Annotated in this window: 18 protein-coding genes; 10 read left to right on the plus strand and 8 right to left on the minus strand. The window is 69.3% G+C overall.

What is annotated here, in order from left to right; all coding sequences use genetic code 11:
* Nucleotides 1-86 precede the first annotated feature (86 nt).
* Nucleotides 87-1787, plus strand: a complete 1701-nt coding sequence (locus G361_RS0100600) for an alpha/beta hydrolase domain-containing protein (protein WP_155981225.1) — start codon at nucleotides 87-89, stop codon at nucleotides 1785-1787.
* 250 nt (nucleotides 1788-2037) lie between these two features.
* On the opposite strand, the gene G361_RS0100605 is transcribed toward G361_RS0100600, so the two are convergent.
* Nucleotides 2038-2856: a mycofactocin-coupled SDR family oxidoreductase gene (locus tag G361_RS0100605; protein WP_026342554.1), complete on the minus strand. Its 819-nt coding sequence runs from the start codon at nucleotides 2854-2856 to the stop codon at nucleotides 2038-2040.
* A 424-nt stretch (nucleotides 2857-3280) separates the two neighbouring features.
* On the opposite strand from G361_RS0100605, the gene G361_RS0100610 reads away from it, so the two are divergent.
* Complete coding sequence (locus tag G361_RS0100610; RefSeq protein ID WP_019925095.1) at nucleotides 3281-4909, plus strand: MFS transporter; 1629 nt, start codon at nucleotides 3281-3283, stop codon at nucleotides 4907-4909.
* Between the two features lie 141 nt (nucleotides 4910-5050).
* Here the strand turns inward: G361_RS0100610 and G361_RS0100615 are convergent, their stop codons facing one another.
* Both G361_RS0100615 and G361_RS41695 read right to left on the minus strand, forming a co-directional pair.
* Nucleotides 5051-5968: a LysR family transcriptional regulator gene (locus tag G361_RS0100615; protein ID WP_019925096.1), complete on the minus strand. Its 918-nt coding sequence runs from the start codon at nucleotides 5966-5968 to the stop codon at nucleotides 5051-5053.
* Between the two features lie 10 nt (nucleotides 5969-5978).
* Nucleotides 5979-6488 (minus strand): hypothetical protein, encoded by a 510-nt coding sequence (locus G361_RS41695; protein ID WP_019925097.1) that lies wholly within the window; start codon nucleotides 6486-6488, stop codon nucleotides 5979-5981.
* Between the two features lie 196 nt (nucleotides 6489-6684).
* On the opposite strand from G361_RS41695, the gene G361_RS0100625 reads away from it, so the two are divergent.
* Nucleotides 6685-7050 carry a DsrE family protein gene (locus G361_RS0100625; protein WP_026342555.1) on the plus strand — a complete coding sequence of 122 codons (366 nt, stop codon included), beginning with the start codon at nucleotides 6685-6687 and terminating at the stop codon, nucleotides 7048-7050.
* On the opposite strand, the gene G361_RS0100630 is transcribed toward G361_RS0100625, so the two are convergent.
* Nucleotides 7040-8611, minus strand: coding sequence for an HD domain-containing phosphohydrolase (locus G361_RS0100630; RefSeq protein WP_019925099.1), 1572 nt, complete (start codon nucleotides 8609-8611; stop codon nucleotides 7040-7042). The two genes, G361_RS0100625 and G361_RS0100630, sit on opposite strands and share 11 nt — an antisense overlap.
* 106 nt (nucleotides 8612-8717) lie before the next feature.
* On the opposite strand from G361_RS0100630, the gene G361_RS0100635 reads away from it, so the two are divergent.
* The 3 genes from G361_RS0100635 to G361_RS0100645 are packed head-to-tail and all read left to right on the plus strand — an operon-like array spanning nucleotide 8718 to nucleotide 10682.
* A complete protein-coding gene (locus tag G361_RS0100635; RefSeq protein WP_019925100.1) occupies nucleotides 8718-9335 on the plus strand; it encodes a helix-turn-helix domain-containing protein in 618 nt (205 codons plus the stop codon).
* Between the two features lie 2 nt (nucleotides 9336-9337).
* On the plus strand, nucleotides 9338-10072 hold the full coding sequence (locus G361_RS0100640; RefSeq protein ID WP_019925101.1) for an SRPBCC domain-containing protein: 735 nt from the start codon (nucleotides 9338-9340) through the stop codon (nucleotides 10070-10072).
* Nucleotides 10073-10109: 37 nt separating this feature from the next.
* Nucleotides 10110-10682 carry a dihydrofolate reductase family protein gene (locus G361_RS0100645; RefSeq protein ID WP_019925102.1) on the plus strand — a complete coding sequence of 191 codons (573 nt, stop codon included), beginning with the start codon at nucleotides 10110-10112 and terminating at the stop codon, nucleotides 10680-10682.
* Nucleotides 10683-10688: 6 nt separating this feature from the next.
* Here G361_RS0100645 and G361_RS0100650 read toward each other — a convergent pair whose 3' ends face one another.
* Nucleotides 10689-11108 (minus strand): DUF2000 domain-containing protein, encoded by a 420-nt coding sequence (locus G361_RS0100650; RefSeq protein ID WP_019925103.1) that lies wholly within the window; start codon nucleotides 11106-11108, stop codon nucleotides 10689-10691.
* 50 nt (nucleotides 11109-11158) lie between these two features.
* Here G361_RS0100650 and G361_RS0100655 point away from each other — a divergent pair, with 50 nt between their 5' ends.
* Nucleotides 11159-11959 carry an AraC family transcriptional regulator gene (locus G361_RS0100655; RefSeq protein WP_019925104.1) on the plus strand — a complete coding sequence of 267 codons (801 nt, stop codon included), beginning with the start codon at nucleotides 11159-11161 and terminating at the stop codon, nucleotides 11957-11959.
* Between the two features lie 49 nt (nucleotides 11960-12008).
* Here G361_RS0100655 and G361_RS0100660 read toward each other — a convergent pair whose 3' ends face one another.
* The gene (locus G361_RS0100660; protein ID WP_019925105.1) at nucleotides 12009-12551 is read right to left on the minus strand and encodes a helix-turn-helix domain-containing protein; all 543 of its coding nucleotides are present in this window, start codon (nucleotides 12549-12551) and stop codon (nucleotides 12009-12011) included.
* A gap of 62 nt (nucleotides 12552-12613) precedes the next feature.
* On the opposite strand from G361_RS0100660, the gene G361_RS46530 reads away from it, so the two are divergent.
* Complete coding sequence (locus G361_RS46530; protein WP_155981226.1) at nucleotides 12614-13486, plus strand: alpha/beta fold hydrolase; 873 nt, start codon at nucleotides 12614-12616, stop codon at nucleotides 13484-13486.
* Nucleotides 13487-13538: 52 nt separating this feature from the next.
* Nucleotides 13539-14831 (plus strand): carotenoid oxygenase family protein, encoded by a 1293-nt coding sequence (locus tag G361_RS0100670; RefSeq protein WP_019925107.1) that lies wholly within the window; start codon nucleotides 13539-13541, stop codon nucleotides 14829-14831.
* A gap of 76 nt (nucleotides 14832-14907) precedes the next feature.
* Here the strand turns inward: G361_RS0100670 and G361_RS0100675 are convergent, their stop codons facing one another.
* Nucleotides 14908-16104 carry a cytochrome P450 gene (locus G361_RS0100675; protein WP_019925108.1) on the minus strand — a complete coding sequence of 399 codons (1197 nt, stop codon included), beginning with the start codon at nucleotides 16102-16104 and terminating at the stop codon, nucleotides 14908-14910.
* A gap of 129 nt (nucleotides 16105-16233) precedes the next feature.
* On the opposite strand from G361_RS0100675, the gene G361_RS0100680 reads away from it, so the two are divergent.
* A complete protein-coding gene (locus tag G361_RS0100680) occupies nucleotides 16234-17220 on the plus strand; it encodes a substrate-binding domain-containing protein (RefSeq protein WP_019925109.1) in 987 nt (328 codons plus the stop codon).
* Nucleotides 17221-17257: 37 nt separating this feature from the next.
* Here the strand turns inward: G361_RS0100680 and G361_RS0100685 are convergent, their stop codons facing one another.
* Nucleotides 17258-17998 (minus strand): TetR/AcrR family transcriptional regulator, encoded by a 741-nt coding sequence (locus tag G361_RS0100685; RefSeq protein ID WP_019925110.1) that lies wholly within the window; start codon nucleotides 17996-17998, stop codon nucleotides 17258-17260.
* Nucleotides 17999-18025 lie beyond the last annotated feature (27 nt).

Genomic DNA, 18025 nt, shown 5'->3' on the forward strand with positions numbered 1-18025 from the left:
GGCCGGGTACGCGACCATGGTTCTTCGAATCGGGAATCGCTGTTCTACGACCAGCTCCGTTTTTTCATCTCGCGAGGTGAGAGTGTATGGCCGGACCGTTCGAGCCGCAGGTACGTCAGGGGAACGAGGGGTTGTGCGGGCCGGGCGGTCCCGCTGCGTCGCTGTCGTGGAAGTCGTTGGCGGGCCGTGGATTTCGGGCGCGGCGGTGGGGGATCGCCCTGGCCTCGGTGGTGTGCGTGCTGGGGCTGACGGTTGCGGCGGGTCCGGCGCGGGTAGCGGCGGAGCCGGTCGCGGAGGTGGCGGATCCGGTGGTGACCGGGCCCGTCACCGGTGGCGCACAAGGACATCCGCAATTGGACGCGCCGTTCCGGGTGGCGGACCAGGGGTACGAGGCGGCCGAGTATTTCGTCTCCGGTACCGCGAAATCCTTCGTGGCGGATGTCCCGCCGGCGGCCTACGCGACCCGGATCGTCGTCTACCGGCCGACCGATCCGGCCCGGTTCAGCGGCAATGTGGTTCTGGAGTGGGCCAACACCACCGGGCAGATCGACGCACCCGTGGAATTCATGTGGTCCTACCCGCAGATCTTCGCCACCGGTGATGTCTATGTGCAGGTCAGTGCCCAGCAGGCGGGTGTGTGCGGGATGGGCCTGCCCGGTGGTCCCGGTCCCGCGATCTGCACCCCGATCTCGCTGAAGGGCTGGGATCCCGTGCGCTATCGCGATCTGATCCACCCCGGCGACCGTTACGCCGACGACATCTTCTCCCAGACCGTCCGGGCGATACGACATCCGGGCCCGGTCGCGCCGCTGGCCGGACTGGCCGCGCGGCACGTGATCGCGATCGGCGAATCGCAGTCGGCCATCGCGCTCGACAACTACATCCGGTCCGGAGCCGACCGTGCGGCCGGTGTCGTCGACGGGTTCGTGATCGATGCCGACGGACACACCGCCGAACCCGGGACATATCGGGTACCGACGGTGACCGTCTGGAGTGAGGAGTCCGCCCGGCCGGATCCCGTGATCGCGGCGAACCACGTCACCTGGTCGGTTGCGGGCGCGGCGCACACCGACCACTGGTTACTGGCCGATGCGACCGGATGGGCGGGCCACAGCCTGCTCGGCGCGCCGCTGCGCACGGCGGCGGAACAGGACGCACAGGAACACGCCGCGGGCGACTACGGCCAGGAGGGTCCCGGTGCGTCCCTGACCTGTGCCGGCGACGACGAATTCCCGCGCCGCTACGTGGTCGACGCGGCCATCGCCGACGTCGAGGACTGGCTCGATACCGGCACGCCCGCCCCGGACTCGCCGCCGCTGCGGTTCACCGGGGCCGACCGCGCGCCGGAACCGTTGCCTGCCATCGGTAACGCACTCGCTGCCCTGACCGGCGCCATCGACCCGGAGCTGGGCGGGCTCGACATCCTCGGCATCCTCGGCGCGCCCGGGGCACTCGCCCGTGACGGCGACGGGAACGCGCTCGGCGGCCTGCGCCTGCCGCCGGTCTCGGTCCCGGTGGCCGGTTACGACGGCAGCGCCTGTATCGCGGCCGGTACGACCGCTCCGCTGACACCCGATCGGCTGCACCGGCGATATCCCACCCACGCCGACTATGTCGCACAGGTCGTCGCGGCCACCGAGGAGGCCGTCGCCCGCCGCTACCTGACCGTCCGCGACGCAGTCGACTTCCTCGGGCGCGCTTGTGATTCCGCGATCCCCGACTTCGGGACCACCCCGGCGGAACAACAGCCCGCCGAGTGCCATCACCCGGAATCGTTGCCGCGCTGACGTTCACAGCATGGCGGGCCCACTGTTCGAAGCCGGTGGTGGGCAGGTCCAGTGCGTACGCGAACTCCGGGCGAGCGGGTGCGGGGTGGGCGGTCCTATACCGCTGGGATCGGGCGAATTCGGGCGCGAGTTCCGATGCTTCAGCCTGTCCCGGACTGTCCGGCAGGGTGATCGGCGTGGCCAGGCCGGCCGGTACTGATCCGGTGTGCCCGATCCGGCGATATCCGCCGGATCGGCCACCGGTGGATCGTCAGCGCTTGTTGAGCTGGCCCGCGTCCACGGGGATGACACTGCCGGTCACGTAGCGGGCATCGTCGGACACCAGCCACACGATGGCGTTGGAGACGTCGGCCGGTTCGACCAGATCGACGGGCATCGCATTGGACAAGGCGTTGGCCAGGGCGGGGGAGCGCTCCATGATCGCGCTGAGGTTGCCGTCGCCGGCCATCGGTGTCCGGACCGCGGTCGGCGCCACGCTGTTCACGCGGATATTGTGCGGGGCAAGGTAGTTGGCCCACGAGCGCATCAGGCCGATGACGCCGTGCTTGGCGGCGGTGTACCCCAGGAAGCCGGCGGTCGGGATGCCGACGCCGGCCATCCCACCGGTGGAGCTGGTGAGCACGATCGCCCCGCCCTGTTTGCGCTCGAGCATCGAGGGGATCGCGACGCGGCCGGTGTTCCAGACGCCGGTGAGGTTGACCGCCACGACCTCGTCCCACTCCTGTTCCTCCGCGACCGTCGCACCGCCGGCGCCGATTCCGGCGTTGGCCAGCACGATGTCGACGGGGCCGAGTTCCGCGATGCCGTCCGCGAAGGCCTTCCGCAGCTCGGTCACGTCACGAACGTCGGCCTGCCGGGCCACGATTCGCCGCCCCAGCGCCTCCACCGCCGCGACCGTCTCGTCGAGTTCGGTCTCGGTGCCCATCGGGTAGGACACCGATTCCAGCTGGGCGCAGATGTCCACCGCGATGATGTCGGCGCCCTCCTCGGCCAGCCGGATCGCGTGACTGCGGCCCTGACCGCGTGCGGCTCCGGTGATGAAGGCGACCTTGCCGTCGAGTTTTCCCATGGTGTCGATCTCCAATCCTGCGGTATCCCAGTCGATTCCGCCGAGCGGGCACAAGTTAACACCGCGGCGCGCGGGTTCCGGGAGATTCCGCAGGATCGTGTGCGCGGCAAAGGTTTTGCCCGGCCTCCCGACCGGCTCGTCCGATCCGAACGGACCTGGGCGATCGCTCAGGCAATCCGGGTATGGACTGGCCGAAGTAGAACTATGCTCTCGGCATTCGCCGGGCGGAATATCGCGAGTCCGGATCCGCCGCATCGGCGCCCGGTGCCGAACGGACCGCGGTAATCCATCGAAAACGGAGACAGATCCGCTGACCGAAGTAGAATTCGGTTCTCGAAAGACATAGAACGCGGTATCGCGAACCGCGTCTCGTACCACCCACAGCCGGCCTCTCGGCGGCTGTTTTCTCATGCTCGGAGGGCCGATGGCCACCTCACCTGTTGTTCCGGATCCCGAACTCGTCGACGACGGAACGGATTCCGGTCGTCTCGACGACGACACCGGCCGCCTGCGGATCGTGGCGATCGTCGTCGCGATGGTCCTGCTGGCGGAAATCGTCCCGTTCCAGTTGTCGATGGTGGGGGCGGCACTACAGAAGATCACGAAGACGTTCTCGGACGTGGGGGCCGACATCAACTGGGCCATCATCCTTCCCGGCGTGGTCGGCGCGGCCGTCACCCCGATCCTGGGGAAGCTGAGCGATATGTGGGGGAAGAAGCGCATCTTCCTGGTGTGCGCGGCATTCTTCCTGGTGGGCAGCCTGATCGACGCGCTCACGAGCAACTGGTGGGTGTTCCTGATCGGCCGCGGGTTGCAGGCGTTCAGCGTCGCGATGTCGGTGATCAGCTACGGGCTCGTACGAGACCTGTTGCCGCGCAGATATATTCCACTCGCGTTGGGTGTCGTGGCCAGCGGTGTCGGCTTCTCCGCGGTGATCGGCCCGATCGTGGCCGGACTGCTGGTCGACAACTTCGACTGGCGGGCGATGTTCTGGTTCCTCGTGATCTACACCGCCGTCACGGGCGCGCTGTTCATCGCCCTGGTGCCGGAGAGCAGGCTGCGGCTGCGGCAGCGGATCCAGCCGTACGGGGTGCTGGCGCTGGCGCTGGGCATGCTCGCGACGCTGATCTACGTGGACAAGGGCCACGATTGGGGCTGGGGCCGGCCGACCTCGCTGCTGTGGCTGCTGGTCGGAGTGGTGCTGATCGCCGCGTTCTACCTGATCGAAACCCGTTCCAGCGCACCGATCATGGACATGAAGCTGCTGCTCGGCCCGAAGATGCGCTGGACGTTGCTGATGGTGCTGTTCGGCATCGGCGGCTTCGCCGTCGTGCCCACGGCCACCGGCTACATGACCCAGACCCCGGACGCGGAACAGTTGCGGCAGAGCGTGATCGAAGGCGCCATCGCCCAGGCGCACCGGGCGGCCGGGGTGAATCTGAACCCCGCCGCGGTCCACGTGACCCTCGATCCCGGGTACCACTACGGCAGCGGGTACGGCATGCTCGCCTACGCACTGCACATCGGCGTGATGACCGGCGCGGTGGGCATGATCTTCGGCCCGATCGCGGGGCTGCTGGCCCGGCGGATCGGGGCGCGGGTGCCGGCCGTGATCGCCTGTGTCGTCGTGGCTCTCGTCGCGGTCGGCTTCGCACTGGCCGTGCCGCACTACTCCTGGGTGTCGTTCGCCCTGCTGTCGGCCGTGTTCGGCATCGGTTTCGCGTTCTTCTACACCGCCGCTTCGGTTCTCATCGTCGACGGCGTCCCGGAAGGACAGCACGGTATCGGTTCCGGGATGCTGGGGGCGATCATGGGGCTGGGTACCGCCATCGGTACCGCCGTCATGACCGCCTTCCAGGCCGCGAATCCGATCACCGCGCATATCGAGGTCATGGGACACGCGGTGACACAACCGATTCCGCAGGTGTTCGCCGACCGCGGCTATGTGCTGACGTTCTGGACCATGGCGGGCGCGGTGCTGATCGCCCTCGTCGTCGCCCTCGCCATGCGCCATGGCCGCAGTCCCAGTTCCGCGGGGTCGACCGAGCCGTGATCGGTCACCGCTGCGCCGCGCGCGTCGTGAACGGCAGGACCGGCCGGGACGGGTGCGCGGCGTCGCGGGGCCCCGGGGAGTCCGGCCCGCCGAGATGCCGGACGTCCTCATCGAGAGCCGGGCTCGATCGGCCGCCGTTGATCAGGGTCGCGCGGCGTCGAACAGCACCTGCCGCAGCCACGCGATGAAGGGCCGGTCGCCCAGATGCGGATTCCAGACCATGTCGATGCCGAGACCGGGCAGCGGGAAGGGGAATTCCTCGATCCGCACGTCCAGCATCGCCCGCATGGCCGCGGCCACCCGGTAGCGCAGCAGCCCGACCCCGCCCGCACCCGCGATCAGGTAGGGGACCAGCAGGAAATCCGAGATCCGCCGGCCCACGTGATAGTCGATACCGTGCTCGTCGAGCACCGAGTAGGGGAAGACCCGCCGCTCGCTGTCGACGACCACGTGCGGCACGCTGGTCACCAGCTCCAGCGCGCTCGCCTGCGGCGGGGTGTCGGTCGACGCCACCACCACGATCCGGTCGTCGTACAGCCGTTCCCGCGGATACGGCGAGGTGTGGCCCTCGGAGATCAGCACGACGTCCACGCCGTGCTCGGTATAGGTGGATTCGGTCGGCACGGTGATCGTGCGCAGCCGCAGGGTCGCGTGCGGCGCCTGTTCGGCGAGCAGCCGGCCCAGCCGCGGCCCGAGGACGAAGGCCGTGCTGGTGGTCATGGCGACGGTGACCACCCGGCGGTCGGTCGCCGGATCGAACCCCCGGAAGTCGATCACGTCCGCGGCCTGTTGCAGCAGCGACCGCAGCGGCGCGATCAGTTCCAGCCCGCGCGGGGTCAGCGCCGCGGCGCCGCCCTGGCGGATCAGCAGATCGTCCCCGAGCAGTCGCCGCACCCGGCCCAGCGCGTGGCTCATCGCGGGCTGGGACAGGCCCACCCGCTCGGCGGCCCGGGTCACCGAGCGCTCCTCCAGCACCGCGAGCAGGGGTACGAGCAGATTGAGGTTGACCGACGCCAGTCGATCCAACCCCGAACCCGTGGCACCTCCGACGTCGCTCATCGCGACGAATTTACGCGACCCCGAGGCCGACTCCGCGCAGCCGGGGAGCGGGGATCCGATAGTTCGGCGCCGCGGCCACATCGGTACCCGCCCGGCGCAGCAGCACCGGCCCGCCCGGCGCGCCGTCGACATACCCCGGCGGACCGGTCACCTGCAGGTGCCCGGCCACCTGCAGGGTGAGCCCGAACTGCTCGGTCCGGAAGTCCGGCGACGGTGTCGCCGGGCCGCGGAGCAACACCGTCGCGGCGACCTTCGCCTGCTCGATCACGCTGTTCCACAACGGAATTCGGCGCACGCCGGACGCGGTCGGGAAGGCCGCCGGATCGCCGGCGGCGGCGATCTCCGGCCGGACCGGCCCGCGGTCGTCCACGGGCACAACCTCGTTCGAGACCGGTCCGGTCGACGCGAGCCACTCCGTGTTCGGGATGTCGCCGACGGCACCGACCACCAGGTCGGTTTCGTGCACGGTGCCGTCGCCGAGTACGACACGCCCGTCACCGGCGAGTCGCGGATCCCGCACCGGGCGTGTGCGGCGATCGTCCGGTGCTGCTCCCGGATGCGGCCGTGCCCCTCCATGATTCGTGACCCTCGGCCGGAGCGGGCCCGACGGGCCGGTAACCCGCTGCGCCGCTGCGGTGGGTGCATGTCGAAATACCGGCAAAGATGGGGCGATCGACCCATGCGGCGCGCGCCCCTCGGGGCCGATGCTCATAGGCATGACGAACAAAGCAGTGGTCAGCCTCATCACCGGGCTGGAAGATTCCGAAAAGGTCGCCGTGGCGTTCCTGGTCGCGCTCGGCGCGGCGGAGCACGGGCGGCCGACTCTCATGTTCCTCACGAAGGAGGCCGTGCGGCTGGCGACCGGGGAGGTGGCCCAGGGCGTGGCCTGCGAGGGCTGCCCGCCGCTGCCGGATCTGGTGGCGCGATTCCGGCAGGCCGGCGGTCGAATGCTGGTGTGCCCCATCTGTTTCGATGCCCGGCACCTGGCGAAGGACACGCTGGTGAGCAATGCCGAACTCGGCGGCACGGTCCAGCTCTGGGAATGGATCGGCGACGATCAGGTCACCGCGTTCAGCTACTGAGATCCCCGCTCGCCGTGACGGTCTCGCCGATGAGGCCGTGCTCGGCCGCGAACAGGCTGGCCAGGGCGCGGTTGGCCGTCCCGGTCTTGGCGTAGATGTGCTCGACGTGATGGCCCGCGGTCCGGCGGGAGATGACCAGCGCCTCGGCGATCTCCCGATTGGACATACCGCGGGCCAGCAGGCGCAGTACCTCCACCTCACGGTCGCTGAGCCCGGCGGGCCAGGTGCGCCGCCGGCCGCCGCGATGACCGGCGGCCCGCAGCACGGCGGCCACCGCGTCACCGTCGAGCCGGCCGTCGCGGACCTCGCCGCGCAGCAGCGCGGCGGCCTCGGCGGCCGATACCGCCGCGCGGTGCGGGCGCGGTTCGGTCCGGGACCGGTAGAAGTCGGCGGCGGCCAGCACCCGGCCCGCCATTCCGATTGCGGCGCCGGACAATCCGCGCGGGTAGCCGCTGCCGTCCAGTCGCTCGTGATGCTGTACCGCAATAGCGGCGAGCGGCGCCAGCGCCGGGGATCGGACCAACATCCGCTCGGTCAGGTACGGGTGCAGCCGAATTCGCTCCACCTCGACGTGACTCAGCGCGGAGTGCTTGTCCCAGATGGCATTCGACACCCCCAGCCGGCCGAGATCGTGCACCAGCCCGGCCCGGCGGACCAGCGCCGGGTTCGGCAGGTCCAGCACCTCGGCGGCCGCCCCGGCCAGATCCGCGACGGCGCGCGAATGGCCGATCGTATAAGGCGATTTGATGTCCGCGAAGTCGGCGATCGCCTCCAGCGCGGAATCCAGTTCCGCCTCGGTCAACCGGCCGTCCAGCACCGGTTCCGCCGCGACGACGGTCTCCCAGTTGTCGGCCCGGTCCAGATCGTCGAATATCGACTCGGCCTCCGCCACGAAGACGTCGACGACCGCCGGATCGAACTGGGTACCGCTGCGGGCCCGCGCGACCTCGATCGCCGCCTCGACGCCGGCGGCCCGATGGAACACCTCCACCACGTCGGCGAGGTTCACCAGCCGGGCCGGCATCGAGAGTGCCTCGCCGCGAACACCTTTCGGCGCACCCCGGCCGTCCCACCGTTCGAAGGTCTGCTCGACGCCGTCGCGCACCCGCTGATCGAGCCCGAGCCGCTGCGCGAGGCGATCGCTGGCATGCCAGTGATTGTCGAGCATGGTCTGCGCCGCCCGATAACCCTCGCCGAGGAAGCCGAAGCCGAGCCGGATCCGTTCCGCCGCAGGCCGTCCCGCGCCGAGATGCCGCAGGATGAACATCCGCTCGGCGGTCCCGTCGGCGAAGTCGGTGCCGCGGTAGTCGGTCTTGAACGCCAGATCGTCGCCGAACCACTTCGCCTGTTCGTAGGCGTCGATATGGCAGCCGACCCAGGCGATCAGCCCGGTGTAGTAGACCACCTCGCGGTCTGCCTCGGACAGGCCCAGCCGGCGCGCGAGCCGCAGCGCGATCAGGCACTGCCGCAGGACATGGTCCATCGGCTGGCCCATACCCAGGTCGCTCGCCAGCGACAGGACGGCCAGTAGTTCGGCGAGACGGACCCGTGTGCGATCCACGCTCCGACTATAGATTCGACCCGGCCGACCTCACCGATCGTCCCCGGCCATCACCGACAATAAGTCTTGTCTTGACAAATTTATTTGTCGGTAGCAGGCTGTCAGCATGCTCGACGTCGCAGTGATCGAAGAGGCCGCCGCGGCCGAGGCCTCCCTGGACCCGATCCGGTCCCGGATCCTCGCCGCCCTGGCCGAGCCCGGCTCGGCCGCGATGCTCGCCGCACGGCTCGAGCTGCCCCGGCAGAAGGTGAACTACCACCTCAAGGAGCTGGAACGGCACGGCCTGGTCGAACTGGAGGCCGAGCGGCGCAAGGGCAATGTCACCGAACGGGTGTTCCGCGCGACCGCCGCCTCCTACGTCATCTCGCCCAGCGCGCTGGGTGCGGTCAGCCCGGATCCCGCGCGTTCTCCGGACCAGTTGTCCGCGCGCTGGCTGCTGGCGCTCGGCGCGCGGCTGGTGCAGGAGGTCGGGGCGTTGCTCACCGGCGCCGCGCGCGCCCAGCGGCGGGTCGCCACCTTCGGCATCGATGCGGAGGTGCGCTTCGCCTCGGCGGCCGACCGCGCCGCCTTCGCCGACGAATTGGCCACGGCGGTGGCGACCTTGGTCGGCCGCTATCACGACGAATCCGCCGCCGGTGGCCGCCGCCACCGCGTGGTGGTCGGGCTGCACCAGATCCCCGACCCGAGACCCGGCACCGAAACCGAAGCAGAACAGGAGAATTGACGATGGCGGAGCCGTTCGAGATCGAACTGGAGACGACCCTGCCGGCGAGCCCCGACGAGGTGTGGGCGGCGATCGCGACCGGGCCGGGCATCGACTCCTGGTTCATGGGCCACAACGAGGTCGAACCCCGCGAGGGCGGTGTCGCCGCCATGGATACCGGCGGTCAGCGCGAGGAGGCGGTGATCACCGCCTACGAGCCCGGTAAACGCTTCGCCACCCGCACCGCCACCGCCGCGGACGGCCGCTTCATGGCCTTCGAATACCTCATCGAGGGCCGCGACCGGGGCAGCACCGTCCTGCGCGCCGTCCACAGCGGCATGCTCGGCGACGATTGGGCGGACGAGTACGACGCCCTGCGCCGCGGCTGGCCGTTCCATCTGCACACCCTCGCCGACTATCTGCGCCATTTCCCGGGCCGCACCGCGACGCCGGTCTTCGCCGCGGCCCCCGGCCCCGCGGGCCCCGAACTGCGCGCGACCCTGATCCGGGCCCTGTCCCTGCCCACGCCGGTCACCCCCGGCGACCGGGCCCACGCCGAACCGCCGGCCCTGCCGCCGCTCGACGGCGAGGTCACCTGGGCGGACGAGGAACGGATCGCGGTCCGCACCCCCGACGGCCTCTACAGCTTCCACTACGGCCTCCCGGGGATGGCCGTCATGTTCCATCACGTCTTCGACCCGGAAGCCACCGGCGCCGAATCCGCGTGGCAGCACTGGCTGACCACCCTGTTCGCCTGAACCCATCCGAAACAGCAAGAGAATCAAGGAAATTCACATGCGCACCCTGATCAGTACCGCATTCGTCTCCCTCGACGGCGTCGTCGAGGGCCCCGGCGGCGAGGCCGGCTACCGCAACGCCGGCTGGACCTTCAAGGACGTCGAATTCGTCCCCGAGGCCTACGAACTCAAGGGCCGCGAGCAGGAGGAGGCCACCGCCATGCTGCTGGGCCGCGTCAGCTACGAATCCTTCGCCCCGGTATGGCCGGACATGCCGGAATTCCCCGGCTACAACGCGATGCCGAAATACGTCGTCTCCACCACCCTCACCGAGGACGATCTGGTCACCAACTGGGGCGACATCACGATCCTGCGCTCACTCGACGACGTGGCCGCCCTGAAAGGGACCGAGGGCGGCCCGATCATCGTGCACGGCAGCGCAACCCTGAACCGCGCCCTCGCCGACGCCGGCCTGATCGACCGCTACCACCTGCTGGTCTTCCCTCTGCTCCTCGGCGCCGGCAAGCGCCTGTTCAGCACGGCCGACCAGGACACCCGGAAGCTGAAACTCGTGGAATCCGAGACGTATTCGAACGGCATCCAGAAGAACATCCTCGACGTCGTGCGCTGATCCGCGTCAGGGATGCATCCGGGCGCCCTTGGTGATCCGGTCCACGGAGTTGCGCGGACCGTACACCGCGAGTCCGGCGAGGTCGAGGTCGGCGGTGCCGACGGCCCCGACGGCGGCACGATTGTCGGCGTCGTTGCCGGTGGCGAACAGATCGGTGGTGAACACCGCGACGGGCAGGCCGCGGGCCAGCGCCTTGCGGTGGGCCTCGCGCAGGATCTCCTTCTCCGCCTCGAACACCAGGACCGGCTGGCGGAACATCGGGAGATAGATCGTCGCGTCGGCGTCCCGGTAGGGTTCGCCGATCACCTCCGGCTGCACCGTCCCCAGGCCGCTGACCAGGAAGGCGGTGACGTTCATCCGCTGCCAGGGCTGGAGGTCGGCCCGCAGCAGGACCACGATCTTCGTCTCGAATCGCACATTCGCCATGGGTGCGACTGTCCTCCGGCCGGGGGCCGCCGGGCTTGTACGATCTTGGCATGTCGGATCCCCGGATCGAGCAGGTCCGCGCCTGGCGGCCGGCGGTCGCGGGGATCACCGAGGTGCTGCACGCCCGATTCGTCGGGCACAGCTATCCGATGCACGCGCACGACAACTGGACGCTGCTGATCGTGGACGACGGTGCGGTGCGGTACGATCTCGAGCGGCACCGGCACGGCGTGCCCGGCCACGCGGTTTCGCTGCTGCCACCGCACATTCCGCACAACGGGCAGGCGGCGACCGCGGCCGGCTTCCGCAAGCGCGTGCTGTACCTGGATCGGGATCAGTTGCCGGAGCACCTGATCGGGCGCGCGGTCGACACCCCGACCTTCACCGACGCACTGCTGTACGACCGCATCGGACGACTGCACACCGCCCTCGGCCGGCCCGGCGACGAACTGGAGGCGGGCGGGCGCCTGGCGCTCATCGGCGAGCGGTTGCGCGCATTGCTGTCCGGCCGCGGCCCCGAGCCGCGTCGCACCGATCCGGCGCTGGCGCGAATGCTGCGCGATCTACTGGAAACACATGTGGTGGAAGGCATCTCACTGTCCGAGGCGGCCACCGCGCTGCATGCCGATCCCACTCATCTGGTGCGGGCGTTCGGCCGCGAGTACGGGATGCCGCCGCATCGGTACCTGGTCTCCCGGCGGGTGGATCTCGCTCGCGCCCTGCTGCTCTCGGGTGTGCCGACCCGGGATGTGGCCGCCGCGACCGGCTTTCACGACCAGCCGCACCTGACCCGGCACTTCCGCCGGATCGTCGGGGTCACCCCGGCCCGGTACGCGCGCAGCGGCGGCTGAGTTCCGTCTCGAAGTGGTGCGGGCGGGTCTCGGATCCCACGACGCATCGTCAGCTCGGGGACGGTGGCGCCTCACCCGGGAAGAGTATCGGGCTCATCAAGTAGGGACTGCGTTCCGGCCCGGGTTCGTTCGCGGCGAGGGGTGCGACAATGTCGCGGAAGCCGGTGAGCATGGCGTCGAGTTCCGCCGGGCTGAGCCAGAGGGTGGCTTGCCGGTAACCGACCGAGTCCGCGACCGGGTCGGCGTCCGCTCGGTCGAGGTAGGCGTTGAATTCGGCGATCAGGACGGCCATCGCGGCCGCGAACCCGCGACGGTGCTCGTCCGAGGTCATCGCGCTGCCCGCGTCGGGGGAGATGGTCGGGCGGTCGCGGCGCAGTCGGTAGGACCGTTCCACCGCGCCGCGCACTCGCCGCTCGTCGCCGACCTCGAGCATTCCGCCCTCCGTCAGCAGACCGAGGTGCCGGTAGACGCTGGTTCGGGGCACGTCGGGCATGCGATCGCACAATTCGCCGGCGCTGCGTAACCGGCCGCCGGACAACGCGTGGATGATCCGCAACCGCACCGGGTGGAGCAGCAACTCCGTAGGGTCCATGCCGTAACTATCCCATTTCTGGTACCGTTCCCAAAGTTGGTACTAGTTGAAGGGTGGCCGTGATGCGGGATGTCCCGGGGCGCCGAGTGCCGGTGAACGGCATCGAGATCTACATCGAAGAGTCCGGCGCCGGGGACACCTGGGTGGTGTTCGAATCCGGCGGGGGCGCCGGGCGGACACTCTGGGATCGAGTCGTACCGCTGCTGGGCGATATCGCACACACCGTCGCCTACGACCGGGCCGGCCGCGGCCGCAGTGGCAGCGCCGGCGCGCCGCAGACCGTCGACGATATGGCCGCCACCCTGGTGGCGTTGGTCCGGACGCTCGCACCGGAGCGGGTGATCCTGGTGGGGCACAGCATGGGCGGGCTCATCGTGCGCCGTGCCGCGGAAATTCTGGCACCCGCCGGGCTCGTGCTCGTCGACCCGACGCCGGAAGCCGCTCCGAATTACGACAATTGGGCACCGATCGCGGCGAAGACCGATCGCATCCTCGCGGTGCAGCAGGCACTGAGCCACGTCCCGCCGCTCATGCGGATGCTGACCCGCTCCTACGGGCGCAAGTTCCCCGCCGACAGCTACGCCACCATGCTGGCCGAGGACTTCACCCCCGCCGGTCTCGCTGCCACTCGGCGCGAAATAGCGGCCGTCGCGGCGGCGATCACCGAATTCCGGCGCCGCCCACCACAACCGCCGAAATCCGGCGTCGTTGTCATCTCCGCGACCCACGCCGCCCGCTACCAGGCCCGCAATCTCGACGTCATGCGCGAGTACCAGCGCCGATATGCCGAACAGACCGGCGCGCACTACGAGGACGCCGTCTCCGAGCACATCATCCCCGCCGAACAACCCGAACAGGTCGCCGCCGCGATTCGCCGGCTGGTGACCGCCCGGCATCCCAGGAGCAGCAGTGGCGAAACCGAACGAAGCCGCTGACCCGCAACGATATTCGACCGAGTGCGGCACCGGGACATCGCTGCCGAGTTACATGTCGGGCCGTTATGCGCCGGTCGGCGACGAGATCGAGTCGATCGAACTGGACGTCATCGGTGCGCTGCCCGCCGAGCTGGACGGCCGGTACATCCGTAACGGGCCGAATCCGTTGCCGGGCACGGTGAGTCCGCATTGGTTCGTCGGCGACGGCATGCTGCACGGCGTGCGGCTGCGCAACGGGCGCGCGGAGTGGTATCGCAACCGATGGGTCCGTACGCCCAAGTTCGCCGGCGCCTCGCCGCTGCGCGCGGACGGCAGCCTCGATCGGGCCTACAGCACGGCCAACACGTCGATCGTCTCCCATGGTGGACGGCTGTTCGCGTTGGTGGAGAACAGTTTTCCCTTCGAGGTCACCCCGGATCTGGATACCGTCGGCGCGTGCGACTTCGCCGGCGCACTGACCACCGCCATGACGGCACATCCCAAGGAAGACCCGATCACCGGGGAGTTGCATTTCTTCGGCTACGACTTTCGGCCGCCCTTCGTCACCTACCACCGGCTGTCCGCCACCGGTGAATCGGTGTTCGGTGCCCCGATCGAGGTGCCGGGGCCGACCATGATGCACGACTTCGCGATCACCGAGCACAACGTGATCTGGCTGGATCTTCCGGTCACCCTTCAGTTTTCGGGCCGGGGCCTGCCTTTCCGGTGGAGCGACGACCACGGCGCGCGACTCGGTGTGATGAGCAAGGACGGCGGCCCCGTGCGCTGGTTCGAGGTGGAACCCTGTTACGTGTTCCATGTCGGAAACGCCTGTGAGGACGGTGCGGGCCGCATCGTCCTGGATGCGGTCCGGTACGACGCGACGGCGTGGAACGCCACCTGGCCGGCGCTCGGTGGCGAAACCTCCTCGCCGGCCACCGGATACGGTCAACGGCTCCACCGGTGGACGCTGGACCCCGCGACCGGCCGGGTCACCGAACAGCCGCTCGACGACAGGTCGGTGGAGTTCCCGACCCTGAACGCCCGCCACGTCGGCCGACCGAACCGGCATCTCTACGCGGTCGACCAGGCAACCATCGTCAAATACGATGTCGGATCCGGCAAATCCACTGCACATCAACTGGATTCGGGTTGGCATGCGGGCGAGGCGGCATTCGTGCCGACGGTCGGCGCGCGTGCGGAGGACGAGGGCTGGCTGATGTCCCTGGTCGTCCACGACGACCCGAAGGTGCCGTCGGAGCTGCGGATTCTCGACGCCACCGCCGTCGAGGCCGGACCGGTGGCCTCGGTGCGGCTGCCCCGGCGGGTGCCGATGGGATTCCACGGCAACTGGATCGCCGAATAGGCGATCCGGTGGCGCCACCCCACCGGCCACTTCGGGGCACAACCCGAGCACCGGACTGCCACGCGCGCAACGAGATTCAGCCGAGGACCGCGGGCAGAGTCTCCCAGCCGCGGACCGTGGAGGTCGGCGACAGCCGGGCCCGGCCGAGGTCGACGTTCCACTCCGGGAACCGCTTGAGGATCTCCTCGAGGGCGATGCGGCCCTCCAGGCGGGCCAGCGCGGCGCCCAGGCAGTAGTGGGTGCCGATGCTGAAGGCCAGGTTCTGCTTGATCTCGCGGTGGATGTCGAAAACGTCACCGTCCGGGGCGTATTGGCGATGGTCGCGGCAGGCGGAACCGAGCAGCATCATCATGATGCTGCCCGCCGGCACCGTGTGGCCGTACACCTCGACATCGCGGGTGACATAGCGCGCGGTGTGCGGCGCGGGGGGCTCGAAGCGCAGCAGTTCCTCGATCGCACCGGGGATCAGGGCCGGATTCTCGACCAGTTCCCGGCGCTGGTCCGGATGTTCGGCGAGAACCTTTCCGGCCCAGCCGATCAGGCGGGTGGTGGTCTCGTTGCCCGCGCCGGCGACGACATTGATGTAGGTGAGCAGTTCGTCGCGGGTCAGCTTGCGGTGGACGCCCTTCTCGTCGTCGAACTCGACGTTGAGCAGTTCGGTCATGATGTCGTCGGAGGGATGCTTCGCGCGCCAGTCGATGTAGTCGGCGAAGATCTCGCCGGACAGCCCCTCCTCGGCCCGCATGGGTTTACCCGCCTCGGTGCGCAGCCGATTGTTGGCGTTGTCGCGGATGGCCTCCTGATCGCCCTCCGGAATACCCACCAGCTTGCTGATCACCTTCATCGGCATCTGCGCGCCGAGATCGGCGATGAAGTCGAAACTGTCGCCGCCGACCAGCGGATCGAGGCTCTGCGCGCAGTACTCGCGGATGTGCGGCTCCAGCGCGTGGACCTTGCGCGGGGTGAACATCCGGGCCAGCAGCTTGCGGTGCACATCGTGCAGCGGTGGATCCTCGAAGAGCACCACGCCGGAAGGGATCTCGATATCGGCCTTGATCAGTTCCAGGATGCCGCCGCGGGCGGAACTGTAGGTCTCCCAGTCGATCAGGCCCTTGTTGACATCGTCGAACCGGCTGATCGCGTAGAACTCGTACTGCTCGTTGTAATACAGCGGTGCCTCTTCACGCAGGCGCCGGAACATCGGGTACGGATCCGCGATGAGGTCGACGTCGTAGGGATCGAAGTGCACGTCGCTCGGGGCGGTGATCGTCACTGAACTTCGCCTTTCACTGTCCTGAAGTCACGCGCACAGCTTACGCGCGTAAATACCGACGCGCCGCCACACGGCCGAAATCCGATACGGCATCATGAGCGTGGCGGTATCGGACCGGTCGAATCGGAGGTGTGGCGGGTGAGCAGGTCGGATCGGCCCACGAAGGCCGATGTCGCCCGACTGGCGAAGGTGTCGACGGCAACGGTCAGCTACGTGCTGAACAACGCCAAGGGCGTGACGATCTCCGCGCAGACGCGCGAGACGGTCCAGCAAGCGGCCCGGCAACTGGGCTACCGCCCCAACCTCGCCGCCCGCAACCTGGCCCGCGGCGGCAGCGGCGTGGTGCTGTACCTCGTGCCGCGAATCGCGCTGGGCGAGTTACCCATCGAGGTCGGCAGCCGGATGACGACCGCCTTGGCGAAGCACGGCGTCATGTCCCTGGTGCTGTTCGAGACCGAGGACGACCGCCAGGTCACCGAGGCCCTCTCCGCCTTCGATCCGGTCGCCGTGACCAGCGTGTTCCCGCTCAGCGGCGGCGCACTGGCGGCGGTCCAGGCGGCCGGCGTCCCCCAATTCCATCTGGGCAGCAGCGCACTGCAATCCGTCGGCGAACTGCACCTGTCGGCGGGTGAGATGCGCGTCGACCACCTGACCTCCCGCGGCCACCGCCACCTGGCCTTCGCCTACGCGAACCCGGTGAAATGGCGCCCCCTGGGCGACTACTGGCTCGCCGGCCTCGAAGCCGCCGCTCGCCGCCGCAACCTCCCCGACCTGCACGTCGCCACGATCGGCCCCGACGACGCCGCCGACACGGTCACCACCTGGGTCGCCGCGGGCGTCACCGCGGTCTGCGCGCAGAGCGACGAAACCGCCCTGGTCGTCCAGCACGGCATCCGCGAGGCCGGCCTCCGCTGCCCCGAAGACCTGGCGGTGATGGGTGTCGATGCGATCCCCCTCGGCGAGGTGGCCGCCCCACCCCTGACCACCATCGCCTTCGACGCCGAGATCATCGTCGACATCGCCATGGCCGCCCTCCTCACCTCCCTCGGCTACCCGGTCCCCGAACCACCCCCCGACACCGGCCTGGCTCGCCTCATCCAGCGGCGCTCCACCTGATCCGCCGTTGTCCCACTTGCTGTTTCGGTGCGGCGGCTTACCGGCCTTCGGGGGCGGTCCCCTGCCTTGCCGATGCGGCGAGGACGATTTCGGCGTGATCGAGGAGGCATTGCAGGCCGAATTCGAAGTTGCGGTCGTCGGGGGAGCCGTGGTGCAGGCCCAGGGCGTGGGCTCGGGCGAGGAGGGGGGTGGTGTCGGGGGAGGCGACGAGGGTGTCGTAATAGGCGCCGGGGGTGCCGGATTCGCGGTTGCGGTCGTAGAGGCGTTGCAGGACCACGGCCGCGCGGACGTGGAATTGGATTGCGGTGTAGAGGGTTTCGGCTTCGAGGCGGGGGAAGCCGGCTTCGGTGAGGAGGTCGGTCACGCGGTCGGCGTGGGTGGCGCCGAGTTGTTCGGCACGGGGGCTCAGGACCGCGCGGACCAGGATCAGGTCCACCAGGATGGGGTGGGCGAGGAAATCGCGGCGGCCGGCGCGGGCGTGTTCGGCCAGGGAGGGCCGCCAGCGCTCGACTTCGATCAGCGGGACGGTGAGGCGGAATTCGTGCAGGGCGCGTTCGGCCATCGCGTCGAGCAGGTCGTCCTTCTTGCGGAAGTACCAGTAGATGCTGGTGACGCTGACGTTCAGGTGTTTCCCGAGCATCAGCATGCTCATGTTGTCGATGCCGATCTCGCGGGCGAGTTCGAAGGCGCCGTCGAGGATGTCGCCGGGATTGAGTGAGCCGCGTTCGCGGCGCGGACGCTTCCCGGCGCTCGCCCGCTTCGCCGCCCCTGCACTCACCTCGATGAGATCCTCTCTGCCGCAATC

This window comes from Nocardia sp. BMG111209 (genome assembly GCF_000381925.1).
GTDB lineage: Bacteria > Actinomycetota > Actinomycetes > Mycobacteriales > Mycobacteriaceae > Nocardia.

What these genes read in the sequence shown, in the direction of transcription:
- G361_RS0100600 (WP_155981225.1), top strand. Translation starts at nt 87, where the DNA reads ATGGCCGGACCGTTCGAGCCGCAGGTACGTCAGGGGAACGAGGGGTTG.
- G361_RS0100605 (WP_026342554.1), bottom strand. Translation starts at nt 2,856, where the DNA reads ATGGGAAAACTCGACGGCAAGGTCGCCTTCATCACCGGAGCCGCACGC.
- G361_RS0100610 (WP_019925095.1), top strand. Translation starts at nt 3,281, where the DNA reads ATGGCCACCTCACCTGTTGTTCCGGATCCCGAACTCGTCGACGACGGA.
- G361_RS0100615 (WP_019925096.1), bottom strand. Translation starts at nt 5,968, where the DNA reads ATGAGCGACGTCGGAGGTGCCACGGGTTCGGGGTTGGATCGACTGGCG.
- G361_RS0100625 (WP_026342555.1), top strand. Translation starts at nt 6,685, where the DNA reads ATGACGAACAAAGCAGTGGTCAGCCTCATCACCGGGCTGGAAGATTCC.
- G361_RS0100635 (WP_019925100.1), top strand. Translation starts at nt 8,718, where the DNA reads ATGCTCGACGTCGCAGTGATCGAAGAGGCCGCCGCGGCCGAGGCCTCC.
- G361_RS0100640 (WP_019925101.1), top strand. Translation starts at nt 9,338, where the DNA reads ATGGCGGAGCCGTTCGAGATCGAACTGGAGACGACCCTGCCGGCGAGC.
- G361_RS0100645 (WP_019925102.1), top strand. Translation starts at nt 10,110, where the DNA reads ATGCGCACCCTGATCAGTACCGCATTCGTCTCCCTCGACGGCGTCGTC.
- G361_RS0100650 (WP_019925103.1), bottom strand. Translation starts at nt 11,108, where the DNA reads ATGGCGAATGTGCGATTCGAGACGAAGATCGTGGTCCTGCTGCGGGCC.
- G361_RS0100655 (WP_019925104.1), top strand. Translation starts at nt 11,159, where the DNA reads ATGTCGGATCCCCGGATCGAGCAGGTCCGCGCCTGGCGGCCGGCGGTC.
- G361_RS0100660 (WP_019925105.1), bottom strand. Translation starts at nt 12,551, where the DNA reads ATGGACCCTACGGAGTTGCTGCTCCACCCGGTGCGGTTGCGGATCATC.
- G361_RS46530 (WP_155981226.1), top strand. Translation starts at nt 12,614, where the DNA reads ATGCGGGATGTCCCGGGGCGCCGAGTGCCGGTGAACGGCATCGAGATC.
- G361_RS0100670 (WP_019925107.1), top strand. Translation starts at nt 13,539, where the DNA reads ATGTCGGGCCGTTATGCGCCGGTCGGCGACGAGATCGAGTCGATCGAA.